Source organism: Actinomadura sp. 21ATH, assembly GCF_041951345.1.
In the GTDB taxonomy this organism is placed as follows: domain Bacteria; phylum Actinomycetota; class Actinomycetes; order Streptosporangiales; family Streptosporangiaceae; genus Spirillospora.
This window is the reverse complement of the sequence record NZ_JBGNUR010000003.1, coordinates 463,654-475,913: the sequence shown is the minus strand read 5'-3', so window position 1 is coordinate 475,913 and position 12,260 is coordinate 463,654. Positions and strand designations below refer to the sequence as shown.

The 12,260-nt window shown below is 73.7% G+C and carries 13 protein-coding genes; 3 read left to right on the top strand and 10 right to left on the bottom strand.

Annotated elements, in window-relative coordinates; translation table 11 throughout:
* Positions 1–35: 35 nt before the first annotated feature.
* Together ACA361_RS14425 and ACA361_RS14420 are read right to left on the bottom strand one after the other, a co-directional pair.
* Positions 36–1,454, bottom strand: coding sequence for a M28 family metallopeptidase (locus tag ACA361_RS14425; RefSeq protein WP_375012438.1), 1,419 nt, complete (start codon positions 1,452–1,454; stop codon positions 36–38).
* Positions 1,455–1,536: 82 nt separating this feature from the next.
* Positions 1,537–2,751, bottom strand: a complete 1,215-nt coding sequence (locus tag ACA361_RS14420; RefSeq protein ID WP_375012437.1) for a cysteine desulfurase-like protein — start codon at positions 2,749–2,751, stop codon at positions 1,537–1,539.
* A gap of 143 nt (positions 2,752–2,894) precedes the next feature.
* Here ACA361_RS14420 and ACA361_RS14415 point away from each other — a divergent pair, with 143 nt between their 5' ends.
* Complete coding sequence (locus ACA361_RS14415; RefSeq protein WP_375012436.1) at positions 2,895–3,689, top strand: SAM-dependent methyltransferase; 795 nt, start codon at positions 2,895–2,897, stop codon at positions 3,687–3,689.
* A 9-nt stretch (positions 3,690–3,698) separates the two neighbouring features.
* On the opposite strand, the gene ACA361_RS14410 is transcribed toward ACA361_RS14415, so the two are convergent.
* The 7 genes from ACA361_RS14410 to ACA361_RS14380 all read right to left on the bottom strand — a co-directional run bounded on the left by ACA361_RS14410 (position 3,699) and on the right by ACA361_RS14380 (position 8,729).
* Positions 3,699–4,502 (bottom strand): enoyl-CoA hydratase, encoded by an 804-nt coding sequence (locus ACA361_RS14410; RefSeq protein WP_375012435.1) that lies wholly within the window; start codon positions 4,500–4,502, stop codon positions 3,699–3,701.
* Positions 4,503–4,555: 53 nt separating this feature from the next.
* Positions 4,556–4,939 (bottom strand): DUF4180 domain-containing protein, encoded by a 384-nt coding sequence (locus ACA361_RS14405; protein WP_375012434.1) that lies wholly within the window; start codon positions 4,937–4,939, stop codon positions 4,556–4,558.
* A 14-nt stretch (positions 4,940–4,953) separates the two neighbouring features.
* Entirely contained in the window at positions 4,954–5,793 is an 840-nt protein-coding gene (locus ACA361_RS14400; RefSeq protein ID WP_375012433.1) for an alpha/beta fold hydrolase, read from the bottom strand.
* A complete protein-coding gene (locus ACA361_RS14395) occupies positions 5,790–6,218 on the bottom strand; it encodes a helix-turn-helix domain-containing protein (protein WP_375012432.1) in 429 nt (142 codons plus the stop codon). The genes ACA361_RS14400 and ACA361_RS14395 overlap by 4 nt, the downstream gene beginning before the upstream one ends.
* Positions 6,219–6,351: 133 nt before the next feature.
* Entirely contained in the window at positions 6,352–6,960 is a 609-nt protein-coding gene (locus ACA361_RS14390; RefSeq protein ID WP_375012431.1) for a hypothetical protein, read from the bottom strand.
* Positions 6,961–7,010: 50 nt separating this feature from the next.
* On the bottom strand, positions 7,011–8,294 hold the full coding sequence (locus ACA361_RS14385; protein ID WP_375012430.1) for an RNA polymerase sigma factor: 1,284 nt from the start codon (positions 8,292–8,294) through the stop codon (positions 7,011–7,013).
* A gap of 15 nt (positions 8,295–8,309) precedes the next feature.
* A complete protein-coding gene (locus tag ACA361_RS14380) occupies positions 8,310–8,729 on the bottom strand; it encodes a YciI family protein (RefSeq protein ID WP_375012429.1) in 420 nt (139 codons plus the stop codon).
* Positions 8,730–8,891: 162 nt separating this feature from the next.
* Between ACA361_RS14380 and ACA361_RS14375 the strand changes: the two genes are divergently transcribed.
* The gene (locus tag ACA361_RS14375; RefSeq protein ID WP_375012428.1) at positions 8,892–9,626 is read left to right on the top strand and encodes a TVP38/TMEM64 family protein; all 735 of its coding nucleotides are present in this window, start codon (positions 8,892–8,894) and stop codon (positions 9,624–9,626) included.
* 104 nt (positions 9,627–9,730) lie between these two features.
* Positions 9,731–10,732 (top strand): DUF418 domain-containing protein, encoded by a 1,002-nt coding sequence (locus tag ACA361_RS14370; protein WP_375012427.1) that lies wholly within the window; start codon positions 9,731–9,733, stop codon positions 10,730–10,732.
* A 391-nt stretch (positions 10,733–11,123) separates the two neighbouring features.
* Here ACA361_RS14370 and ACA361_RS14365 read toward each other — a convergent pair whose 3' ends face one another.
* On the bottom strand, positions 11,124–11,960 hold the full coding sequence (locus tag ACA361_RS14365) for an undecaprenyl-diphosphate phosphatase (RefSeq protein WP_375012426.1): 837 nt from the start codon (positions 11,958–11,960) through the stop codon (positions 11,124–11,126).
* Positions 11,961–12,260 lie beyond the last annotated feature (300 nt).

Below are 12,260 nucleotides of genomic sequence, written 5' to 3'. Positions count from 1 at the left end.
CCGAGCTGGAGGCGATCACCGGGGGCTGAGGGCGGTCAGGACGGCACGGGGAACGCGGCCGGGCTGCGGTGGCCGGCCCGGCCGACGGCGCGGACGCCGAAGAACACGTTGTCCTTGGACAGGTCGACGCGGGCCTCGGTGACGTCGCCGACCGGGACGGCGTGCGTCCAGTCCGGGCTGGTGGTCTCCCGCCACACGACCTCGTAGCCGGCCAGGTCCGGTTCCGGGCCGCGGTCCCACACCAGGTCCGTGTCGTTGGTGAGCCGGTCCGTGCGGATGCGTGCGTTCTCGGGCGTGCCCGGGGCCCGCGCCAGCGACCACAGGACCGCGGCGTTCACCCGGGCGACCCGGGCGATGTACGGGAAGTCGCAGAACTCCGGCAGGTCGCCGTACTGCTTCCCGTCCTCGACCCGGACGTCCTGGTGCTGGTGGGCGAAGTCCTCGTGCGGCTCGGTGAACCGGGCCGCTGGGTAGCCCTGCTCCAGGAAGCCGATGTGGTCCCCGCCGCGCAGGTAGCGGTCGCGCCGGTAGATGACGCGGATGTCCATGCCGGTCGCCCGGCGGCCGGCGACCGACCGCGCGAACCTCGCCAGCTGCCGGGACGGGGAGTCGTTCTCGCCGCCCACCGAGCGCCGGACGTTCGCCTGCTCGGGCGTCTCGGCGGTCGGCACGCCCTCGGCGAACAGCCGTACCGTACGGGGGTCGCGGGTGCCGTCGTCGGCCGTGGCGCTGCCGACGATGTCGTTGGTGAACATCGCCTGCACGTCGGCGCCCGCCGCCTTGTACAGCCGCGCCATGTGGCGGGCGCCGTACAGGCCCTGCTCCTCGCCGGCCACCGCGGCGAACACGATCGTCGCGGCCGGCCGCCGGGTCGCCATCACCCGCGCGAGCTCCATCGCGACCGCCACCCCGGACGCGTCGTCGTCGGCGCCGGGCGCGTCGGCGGTGGCGTTCATGACGTCGCTGACCCGGGAGTCGTAGTGCCCGGACACGACGTAGATCCGGTCCGGGGACGAGGAGCCGCGCAGCGTCGCCATGGGGTTCGTGATCCGCGTCGCGACCGGGATGCGGGAGGCGGGCTGCTGGATGTACGACTGCGCCTCCACGGTCATCCGCCCGCCGGACGCCGCCGCGTACCGCCGCAGCTCCGCCAGGATCCAGTCGCGCGCCGCGCCGATCCCGCGCCGCGGATCGTCCTGGCTCGACAGCGTGTGCCGCGTGCCGAAGCTCACCAGCTTCCTGACGATCGCCTCGATCCGGCGCTCGTCGATCTCGCGCAGCAGCGCCCGCAGCTCCGCGTCCGGCGGCTGATCGCGGACGGGCCCGCCCGGCCCGTCCGGTCCCGCCGCCGCGGCGGGCGCCGCGCCCAGCGCGACGCCGGCCGTGACGGCGGCCGTCGAAGCGGAGAGAAAGGTCCTGCGACTCGCCCGGATACGACCCTCATCGTCAGCCACAAACCGGGTCTATGCGCCTCCGGGCCCGCTGTCCAGGGTCGAAAGCTGCCAGCGATCGGAACACCCGGCTGTGGAGATTTCGTCAGCGGGCCGGTCGCCCGAGGAAGTCGGCGAGTCCCTGGAGCAGGCGGTCGACGTCCCCCGCGTCGTTGTACGGGGCGAGCCCCACGCGCAGCCCGCCGGCGTCGCCGAGGCCGAGCCGGCGGGACGCCTCGATCGCGTAGAACGAGCCCGCGGGCGCGTCGACGCCGCGTTCCGCGAGGAAGCGGTAGGCGTCGGCGGTGCCGCGGTCCTCGAAGGTGAGCAGCAGGGTCGGGGTGCGCTCGGCCGCGCGGGAGAGCACGGTGACGCCGCCGAGGCCGGCCAGGCCCTTCTCGATCCGGACGCGGAGGGCGTCCTCGTGCTCCTCCAGGGCGGTGTACGACGCGATCAGCCGTTCACGGCGGCCGCCGGCGGCGTGCGGGGCCAGCCCGGCGAGGACGTCCACGGCGGCGCGGGCCCCGGCCAGCAGCTCGTAGGGCAGGGTGCCGAACTCGAACCGTTCCGGGACGGCGTCCGTCGAGGGCAGCAGCTTGTCCGGCGCGAGCGTCTCCAGGAGGCCGGGACGGCTCGCGAGGACGCCCATGTGCGGCCCGAGGAACTTGTACGGCGAGCACGCGAAGAAGTCGGCGCCGAGCCGTTCGACGTCCACGGAGGCGTGCGCGGTGTAGTGCACGCCGTCGACGTACAGCAGGGCGCCGGCCTCGTGGACGGAACGGGCGATCTCCGCGACGGCGGGGCGGGTGCCGATCAGGTTGGAGGCCGCCGTGACCGCCACCAGGCGGGTGCGGGTGGAGAGCACCGCCCGGACGGCCTCCGCGGGCAGCTCGCCGGTCGCGGGGTCGAAGTCGGCCCAGCGCACCGTGGCGCCGGCGGCGGCCGCGGCCTGGACCCACGGGCGGATGTTGGAGTCGTGGTCCAGGCGGGTCACGACGACCTCGTCCCCCGGCGTCCAGGTCTTGGCGAGCGTGCGGGCGAAGTCGTACGCCAGCTGGGTGGCGCTGCGCCCGAACACGATCCCGGCCGGGTCCGCGCCGAGCAGGTCGGCCATGGCCCGCCGGGCCTCGGCGACGATCGTCTCCGCGTTGCGCTCGCCGCGGGTCACGTCCCCGCGGTTGGACAGCGGCGCGGCCAGGGCGGCGGCGATCGCGTCGATGACGGGGCGCGGCGTCTGCGTGCCGCCGGGCCCGTCGAAGTGCGCGCCTCCGGCGTCCAGGGCCGGGAAGAGCGCGCGGACGGCGGCGACATCGTAGGCCATGGGAGGACTCCGTTCCGGGGTCGGCTGGGGGAGGAAAGGGACGAGGTGTCCGATGACCATACATACCGGAACTTGCCGTGATCCGCGTTACCCTGGCGGGTGTTCGGGGGGACGCCGCTGCACGAGACGGGGAAAGGCCGGCCATGGGCGATGAGTTCGTACCCCCTGGGATCGATCCGACCGTGATGAGTCACGCCCGCGCGTACGACTACGTGCTGGGCGGGAAGGACAACTACGCGGTCGACCGGGAGGCGGCCGGGGCCGTGATGGCGCTGGCGCCCGACCTGCCCGTGCTGGGGAACGCGCAGCGCCGGTTCCTGCTGCGGGTGACGCGGATGTGCGCGGAGGCGGGGATCGACCAGTTCCTGGACATCGGCGCCGGGCTGCCGACGGCCCCGAACGTGCACGAGACCGCCAAGGCGATCGATCCGGACGCGCGGGTGGTGTACGTCGACTACGACCCGCTCGTGACCGTCCACAACAGCGCGCTGCTGGCCGGCATCCCCGGCGTGGTGTCGATCGAGGGCGACGTCCGCGACCCCGACTCGATCATGGCGGCGCCCGAGGTCGTCAAGCTGATCGACTGGGACCGGCCGGTGCTGCTGCTGTTCGTCGGCCTGTTCCACCTGGTGGGCGACGGCGACGATCCGGCGGGCATCGTGGCGCGGTTCCGCGACCGGGCGGCGCCGGGCAGCCACATCATGCTCTCCCAGTTCTGCTCCGACGGCAGCGACCCGAGCGCCCGCGCGAAGCTGGAGGAGATCTCGGCGGACTCGCCGTCCCCGATGCGCTTCCGCACGCGCGAGCACATCGCCTCGTTCTTCGAGGGGCTGGACGTGCTCGACCCCGGGGTCGTCGACGTCCAGGACTGGTGGCCCGACGAGTCGGCGCCGCCGACCGGGCTGAAGGTCGCGGCGGGCGTCGGCGTCGTCCGCTGAGGGACCCGCTCAGTCCCTGAACTCGGGCGGCCTGTTCTCCTTGCGCGCCTGGACGGCCTCCTGGAAGTTCTGCGTCGTGAGCCGCACGAACAGCTGCCCGAGCCCTTCCTGGCCCATGTGCGCGTCCAGGCTGCCCGCGTCCAGCCCCGACCACAGCGTGCGCTTGGTCAGCTCGACGCCGGGCCGGCTGAACGCGGCGATCCTCTCGGCGAGCTGGAAGCAGTCGTCCAGCAGCTTGTCGCCGGAGACGACCCGGGACACCAGCCCGATCCGCTCGGCCTCGGCGGCGTCCACGTCCCGCCCGGTCAGCATGATCTCGAACGCCCGGGACGAGCCGACCGCGCGCGGCAGCAGGTAGCTGAGGCCCAGCTCGCTCGCGGTCAGCCCGTTGTTGATCCCGGCCGCCCGGAACACCGCGGCGTCGGCCGCGATCCGGATGTCGGCGGCCAGGCTCAGGCACATCCCGCCGCCGATCGCCGGCCCGTTCACCGCCGCGATCACCGGCTGGTGGGCGCGGCGCATCGCGCGGACGACGTCGTCGAGCAGCTCCATCGAGCGCAGCGCGATCGAGGTCGGCGTCAGCCCGTCGACGCCCGGGATGCGGCCCGCCGACTCCAGGTCGGCGCCGGAGCAGAAGCCCCGCCCGCTGCCCGTGATCACGATGGCGCGGGTGTCGTTGTCGCGGCTCGCCTCCTCCAGCGCCTCCCGGAACGGGACCATGACGTCGAACGCCATCGCGTTCATCCGCTCGGGGCGGTTGAGGGTGATGAGGGTGACGTGCGGGCGGGGCTTGTCGGTCAGGACGAACGGCATGCGGGCTCCTCGCTGTGCGGCCGGGAGGGCCACTGTACCTAGCAAGCGCTAGGTTACTTGGTGGCGAGCGCGCGCAGCCGGGCGTCCAGCCCGTCGAGGTCGGGCACGAACCACACGTGCCCGGCGGGGGACGTCCGGCCCGACTCGCGGACCAGCGCCCGCAGCGCGGAGCTCTCCGCCAGGTGCCCGGAGATGTCGCCGACGACGGCCAGCCGCAGCCGGTAGTTGACGAACTTCTGCATGATCTCGCCCGCGAGGCGGGTGCCGAGGGTGAAGAACCGCGCGTCCAGTCGTTCCACCGGCACGGCCACCACCTCGGCGCCGAGGAACGCCGCGCCGATCAGGTCGAGCGCGTCCTGCGCGGTGGCCACCGGCGGGCCGGCCGGGTCGCACACCAGCACCGGCACCCCGGCCCGCTCCTGGATCTCGTCGGACATCGTCCTCCTTCCGGTCAGCCGCGCAGGAACGCGAGCACGGTGCCGGTCTGGCCGAGGATCGCGTGCCCCGTGTCGGGCAGGACCTCGACGGTCGCCTTTGGAACGTTCCGCCGCACGCGGCGCGCGGTCTCCGCGGAGTCGAACATCGCGTCGCGCGCCCCGACGATCACCAGCAGCGGCATGGCCAGCCCGCCGAGCTGCTCGTCGGAGAACACCGGCAGCCGCTCCGTCCGCGGCTTGAAGTGCGAGAACGTCAGCTCCAGGAAGTCGAGGGCGGGGCCGTGCTCGGGCGCCTCCAGGCCCGCGACGACCGCCACCGACCGGCGCCTGCCCCGGCGGCCGAACAGCCGCAGCACCAGCACCTTGAACAGCCAGCCCATCGTCTGCCGCCCGATCCCGCCGGGGCACAGCAGCGCGAGCCGGGCCACCCGGTCCGGCCGGCGGACGGCGTAGTCCAGCGCCGCCCAGCCGCCGAGCGAGGTGCCCGCGAACGACGCGGCGGTGAGCCCGAGCCCGTCGAGCACGTCGTCCAGCCACTGCGCGACCGCCCCGGTCTCCAGTGCCGGCCGGGACTGCGCGCTCAGCCCCGGCTCGCCGACGAGGTCGACGGCGTAGGTGCGGAAGTACCGCGACCAGGACGCGATGTCGCCCTGCCAGGTGACGGCGTTCGCCCCCGAGCCGTGCAGGAGCACCAGGGGCGGCGCGTCCTCGGGGCCGGAGACGAGGACGAACGTCTCGCCCTCGCGGGTCGGCACCCGCACGTGCTCGGCGGGGACCGGCCAGGTGTGCAGCGCGTCCTCGTACCGCCGCCGGATCTCGCCCTCCCCGGCCGCGGACTTGTAGATCGTGGTCACGCCTCCATTACCCCCTCGATGTAGTCGAGCAGCCGGGCGGTGTCGCCCAGCCCGCCCAGCACGACGATCTTCATCCGGGCCCGCTCCCGGTCGTGCACCGTCTCGATCCGCAGCGGCGCGTCGCCCGCCCCGCGGCCGGAGCCCACGCTGGTCAGCAGCGTGGCGATGCGGTCGGCCGTCGCGGTGTCGACCCCGTCGAGCTCGACGATGCTCGACACCTCGCTGTGCCGGCGCCCGGCCGTCCCCGCCGCGGCGGCGGGCACCGGGCGCCCGGTGAACGCCTCCAGGTCCTCGGGCGCGATCCGGTACTGCTTGCCGATCCGGACCGCCTTGAGCCGCCCGTCCCGGACGTAGTTGCGGACCGTCCGCACATGCAGCCCGAGACGCTCGGCGACCTGTTCCACGGAGTAGAAGCGCTCTGTCACGAGACTACCTTATCTTCCTCTACTTGCACCTGTTTAAGGTAATTTAGGGAGTGATGGGGAGTGACGCGAAGGCGTAGGAGTCCAAGGAGGAGGTCTCCGGCCCCTGACCAGGGGCGCTTCAGCAGCGGGGCGGTCAGCCGCCGGTGATGCGGCGGACCAGGTCCTCGGTGTAGGCCCTGGTGAACCGGTCGGCGGAACCGGTGATCTCGACCTTCCCGCCGGTGATGGGCGCGGTGACCGTCGGCGCGGCCAGCACCTCGCCCTGGGCGAGGACGGCGATCCTGTTGGCCGGCTCGGGCTGCCTGGCCGCGGCCGCCGTCAGGGCGGCGAACGTCCGGGCGTCCGCCGGGGTGAACGACATCGTCACCGCGTGGGTCGTCCGCCCCTCGGAGCCGGGCGGCCGGACGCGGATGTCCTCGACCTCGCGGATCGTCATGCCGGAGCCGACCTGGAGGCACTGGCCGCTGCCGGGCTCCGCCAGCCAGCCCCGCTCGCACGGGGCGGCCGCCGTCGCCCGCACCGGGACGAAGCTCACCGGCTGCTTCAGCCGGGCGGGCCCGCCGTCCGCGGGGTCCTTCTCGCGCAGCAGCGCGTACGCCCCCAGCAGGGCCGCGCCGAGGACGGCGACCGTCCCCAGGATGAGCACGGGGATCAGCCACGTCCGGCGCGGCGGCAGCGAAGGCGGCGGGGAGAAGGGCGGAGGCGGCGGCTGGGCCCCGTAGGGCGGGGGATCGCTCTGCACGAGATCCGAGTATGGCCGCCGGCCCCGCCCGGCGCCATGGCCCGGCCCGATCAGCCGAGGGCGGCGAGCTTGCCTTCCAGCACCTTCCGCTCGCGCTCGTTCCCGCACAGCCGGACGGCCTCCCCGAACTCGGCACGGGCCTCGCCGGCGCGGCCGAGTCGGGCGAGCAGCTCGCCGCGGACGCTCGGCAGCAGGTGCGAGTTCGCCAGCGTCCCGGCGGCGGCGAGCCCGTCCACGATCGGCAGGGCCGCGGCCGGCCCGTGCGCCATGGAGACCGCCACCGCCCGGTTGAGGTCCACCACCGGGTTCGGCGCCAGCCGGCCGAGCGCCTCGTAGATGAGCACGACGCGCTCCCAGTCCGTCTCGTCCACCGACGGCGCGACGGCGTGGCACTCGGCGATCGCCGCCTGGAGGCCGTAGGCGCCCAGGCCGCGGCCGGTCCGCTCGGCGCGGGCCAGCGCGGCCCGACCCCGGCGGATCGCGGCGCGGTCCCAGCGGCGGCGGTCCTGGTGCTCCAGCAGCACCGGCTCGCCGTCCGGCCCGGTACGGGCGGGGAAGCGCGCCGCCGTCAGTTCGAGCAGCGCCAGCAGGCCGAAGACCTCCGGCTCGTCCGGCACCAGCCGGGCCAGCACCCGCGCGAGGCGCTGCGCCTCCCCGGCCAGGTCGAGCCGGAGGAGGTCGTCGCCGGAGCTGGCCGAGGACCCCTCCGTGAAGATCACGTAGATCACGCTGAGCACCGACACGAGCCGCTTGCGGCGATCCCGCGCGGGCGGCACCTCGAACGGCACCCGCGCCGCGCCGAGGGTCTTCTTCGCCCGCGTGATGCGGGCCTGCACGGTCGCGGTCGGGACGAGGAACGCCCGCGCGATCTCGTCGCTGGTCAGCCCGCCGACCACGCGCAGCGTGAGCGCCACCCGCGCCTCCGGTGACAGCACCGGGTGGCAGGCGGTGAACATCAGCGCGAGCACGTCGTCGTCGATCTGGTCCGGGTCCCAGAGCACCTCGGCGTCCGGGTCCGGCGCCGCGGGCTCGGCCCCCGAGAGGGCGCCGCCCTCGCCCAGGCCGTGGGCCAGGGCGGCGTACCTCTCGTCGCGGGCGGAGCGCCGCCGGAACGCGTCGATCGCGCGGCGCCGGCCGACGGTCAGCAGCCACCCCGCGGGGTTGCGGGGCACGCCTTCGCGCGGCCAGTTCACGAGCGCCTCGGCCAGCGCCTCCTGGGCGAGGTCCTCGGCCAGCGCGAAGTCGCCGGTGTAGCGCGCGAGCGCGCCGACGATCCGCGCCGACTCGATCCGCCACACGGCGGCCACCGCCTCACGACCGGTGTGATCCGTCATCTCCCGCCGTTCCGCTCAGAGCTGGCCCGTGGACTCGCGCCACGCCCGCTCCTTCTTGACCCACTCGTTGTCCTGCGGGAACTCGTCGATCGTGGTGACGCGGCGGATCTCGGTCTTGAAGCCGGGGCCGGTGATCGGCGACCGCTTGGCCCACTCGATCGCCTCCTCCTTCGAGGCGACGTTGAGGATGTAGAAGCCGCCGAACAGCTCCTTGGTCTCCCCGTACGGCCCGTCGGTGACGACCGGCACCTCGGAGCCGTGGTCGACGACCACGCCCTCGGCGGCGTCGTCCAGGCCCTCGGCCGCGACCAGCACGCCGGCCCGGATCATCTCGTCGTTGAACCGCCCGACGGTCTCCAGCATCTCGGTGAAGTCGACGTCCGCCATCGTCTTGAACGCCTCGTCGGTCGCGCGCATGATCAGCATGTACTTCATGTCCGTCTCCCTGGGTCGGTCGGGCCCCTTGCGAACCCTCTCACCCCAAGGTCGAACGGTGCGCCGCCCGGATCGACACGGCCGCCGAACTTTTTCCGAGAACTTCGGAAACCCGACATCATGGGCATTGATCGCTTGACCGAACCCCAGGCAGGAGCACGCATGAGCCGCCGTTCCGGCGCCCCCGAACCGTCCGCGGCCGGTGAGCGGGAGGAGGACACGGAACGGGAGCCGTCCGGCGGCCGGGCGCCCTCCCGGGCCGCCCTCGTGAAGCTGGCGGTCTTCGCGGCCCTGCTGCTCGGGCTCGGCGTGCTGGTGGCCCTGGGCGGCGGCGCGCTCTGGGCGGACCTCAGCGCGTGGGTCGACTCCCTCGGCTTCTGGGGACCGCTCGTCTTCGCGGCCTGCTACGCGCTCGCGGTGGCCGCCCTGGTCCCGGGCTCGGTGCTGAACGCGTCCGCCGGGGCGCTCTTCGGCGTCGCCCTGGGCTCGACGGCGGTGATCGTCGGCGCCTCCGCCGGGGCGGCGCTCTCGTTCGGCCTGGCCCGGCTGCTGGGCCGCCCGGCGGTGGCCCGGTTCACCGGCTCGGGACGGCTCGCGCGGCTGGAGTCGTACCTGTCGCGCCGCGCCTTCGAGTCCATCCTGGTGCTGCGGATGGTGTCGATGTTCCCGTTCGGGGCGGTCAACTACGGGGCGGGGGTGGCCGGCGTCGGGTTCGTCCCGTACATGGCGGGCACCGTGCTCGGGATCGTGCCGGGCACGCTCGTCTACACCGGCCTCGGCGAGGCGCTCCGCGAGCCCGGCTCCCCGGCGGTGTGGATCGCGCCGGTGGGCCTGGTGGTCCTGAGCGCGGGCGGCTGGTACGCGGCCCGCCTCGTCCGGCGGCGCCGGGAACCATGATCATGGTGACCTGTCGGGATTCGTGGCGATCGGCGTTCCCTGGAAGCGCGGGCCGCCATCGTGTCGGCGCGCCGTAGCGCGGCCGGCGGTGTGACCATGGCGGCATGCCGGTCAGCGAGGGAGCCGGGGACGGCGCCGGGCGGGGCCCGGTGCGGGCGGAGCGGCGGATCGCCGCGCTGGACGCCCTGCGGGGCTTCGCGCTCTGCGGGATCGTCTTCATCAACATCCCGCAGACCCTGGAGATGTACGCCGGCGAGGAGCGGCTGCCCGGCGTGCTCAGGTGGTTCTTCCTCGGGCGCTTCTACCCGATCTTCTTCCTGCTGTTCGGCGTCGGGTTCGGGCTCTTCCTCCGGTCGGCGCGGCGGCACGCGGCGCGTCCCCGCGTGCTGCTCCTGCGCCGGTTCGCGGCGCTGGCGGTCGTGGGCGCGCTGCTGCACCTGCTGCAACCGGGGGAGGTGCTGCTGCCGTTCGCCGTCACCGGCGTGCTGGTCCTGCTGCCGCTCAGCTTCCTGGACGGCCGGGCGCTGCCGGTCAACGGCATCGGCCTGACGGCCGTCGGCCTGGTGGCGGGCACCGGCGGGTTCGGGCTGCTGCCGGGCCTGTTCGCGCTGGGATACGCGCTCGCGGAGATGGACGTGCCCGCCGCCCTGGAACGGCGGACGGGGCGGCTCCTCGCGTTCGGCGCCGGGGCCGCCGCGGTCTGCGGCCTGTCCTGGTGGCTGGTCGCCCTCGGCCCGCCCGCCGTCGCGCGCACCCGGCTCGAGCTGCTGCTCTCGCTCGCCATGGCCGCCTGCTACACGGTGCTGTTCCTGCTGGCGCTCCGCACGCCCGCCGGGCCCGCGCTGTCGCGGGCGCTGGCCCCGATGGGGCGCCTGGCGCTGACCAACTACGTCACCGCCGCGCTGCTGTTCGTCCCGATCGGCCGGGCCATGGGGCTGCACGGCTCCGCCGAGTGGGGCGCGGCGGCCCTGCTCGGCATCGGCATCCTGGCCGCCCAGGCGGTGTTCAGCGGCCTGTGGCTCCGGAGATTCCGGTACGGCCCCCTGGAATGGGCCTGGCGCTGCGTCACGTACTGGAGGCGGCTCCCCATCGGCGGCACGCCCTGAGCCGCCGCCCGCCTGTCCTCGCGCCCATCGCGTCCTCGCCTTCCTGTATTGCGAAAGACGCTAGAAGGGCTGGTCAGAAGGCGCGTCCGCCGAGCGGTGTCGATGTCCGTACACCGCGGGGAGGACGGCCGCCGACCATACGGAAAGCGCGCGCTCCCCGCCCTTCCCTAACATGGGAATCGGGTAATTGAAAGCGGTGGCGCAAGTTCGCCGACGCCCACGGCTTCGCCATCGCGCTCCCCGAGCAGAAGCAGGAGAACGTCGGGGCTCGGCCAGGGGTATGACGCCCTCTGCGGCCCGTACTACGCCGCCCGCTTCTTCGGCCTGAACTGACCCGCGAACCCGGCCGTACCGGTCCGGCGGACCGGTACGGCCGTCCGGCCGCCGGCGCTCAGCTGGCCTGGACGACGCCGGTCGCGACCAGCGTGAGGACGATCGCGCCGAGGATCACCCGGTACACGATGAAGATCGTGTAGGTGTGCTTGGCGATGAACTTGAGCAGCCAGGCCACGGCCACGTACGCGACGAGGAAGCTGACCACCGTCGCGGTGATCGTCGCCGGCCAGCCGACGCCCTTGGAGATGGCGTCGTACTCGTCCACGATCTGGAGCGCGCCGGCCGCGGTCAGCGCGGGCACCGACAGGAAGAACGACAGCTTGGTGACCGTCACCCGGTCCAGCCCGCGCAGCAGGCCGGCCGACATCGTCGCCCCGGAACGGGACACCCCCGGAATCAGCGCCAGGCACTGGACGATCCCGATGATGAGCGTGTCCTTCCAGGTCACGTCCTTCTCGTCGCGGTCCTGGGTGGCGGTCTTGTCGGCGAAGTACATCACCCCGCTCCACAGGATCAGCGCCGAGCCGACGAACCAGAGGCTGCGGAGCGTCGTCTCGATCTGGTCCTTGAACAGCAGCCCGACGATGCCGATCGGGATCGCGCCCAGGAGCACGGCCCACGCCTGCCGGTAGTTGAGGTCGGCCCGGTGCTCCCGGCTGGCCAGCCCGCGCGCCCACGCCGCGATGAGCCGCTGGAAGTCGGCCCGGAAGTAGATCAGGGTGGCCAGCACGGCGCCGACCTGGATGATCGCGGTGAACGCCGTGATGTCGGGGTCGTCGGGGGAGTGCCCGAGCAGGCTCTCCAGGATCGTCAGGTGCCCGGTGCTGGAGACCGGCAGGAACTCGGTCAACCCCTCCACGGCCCCGAGGAAGACCGCTTCCAGAATGTTCAACGTTGCCCTCATGTTCGTTCGTCGACGCGTCCCGGGCGGTCCGCCGCGACCGGCCGCGTCCCACTGCTCAGGGGGTGCACGCCGCACGCCAGGAGGTCAGGTCCGCGGGGTCCGCGGGAACTCCATCAGCGGCAGCAGGAACAGTACTGGTCGAACCGGGCCGGGCGTACGCGTTCGGCGATCGGCGCGCCGGTGTCCGGGGCGGGGGCGCGGGGCCGCACCGCCTCGAACGTACACGTTCACGCTCGGGCCCCACAGGCAACGTTCCGATGGGCGCGCTCGTTGTTCACGCCCTTTTCA

What these genes read in the sequence shown, in the direction of transcription:
- ACA361_RS14385 (WP_375012430.1), bottom strand. Translation starts at nt 8,294, where the DNA reads ATGACGGATCACACCGGTCGTGAGGCGGTGGCCGCCGTGTGGCGGATC.
- ACA361_RS14420 (WP_375012437.1), bottom strand. Translation starts at nt 2,751, where the DNA reads ATGGCCTACGATGTCGCCGCCGTCCGCGCGCTCTTCCCGGCCCTGGAC.
- ACA361_RS14405 (WP_375012434.1), bottom strand. Translation starts at nt 4,939, where the DNA reads ATGTCCGACGAGATCCAGGAGCGGGCCGGGGTGCCGGTGCTGGTGTGC.
- ACA361_RS14380 (WP_375012429.1), bottom strand. Translation starts at nt 8,729, where the DNA reads ATGAAGTACATGCTGATCATGCGCGCGACCGACGAGGCGTTCAAGACG.
- ACA361_RS14375 (WP_375012428.1), top strand. Translation starts at nt 8,892, where the DNA reads ATGAGCCGCCGTTCCGGCGCCCCCGAACCGTCCGCGGCCGGTGAGCGG.
- ACA361_RS14410 (WP_375012435.1), bottom strand. Translation starts at nt 4,502, where the DNA reads ATGCCGTTCGTCCTGACCGACAAGCCCCGCCCGCACGTCACCCTCATC.
- ACA361_RS14370 (WP_375012427.1), top strand. Translation starts at nt 9,731, where the DNA reads ATGCCGGTCAGCGAGGGAGCCGGGGACGGCGCCGGGCGGGGCCCGGTG.
- ACA361_RS14415 (WP_375012436.1), top strand. Translation starts at nt 2,895, where the DNA reads ATGGGCGATGAGTTCGTACCCCCTGGGATCGATCCGACCGTGATGAGT.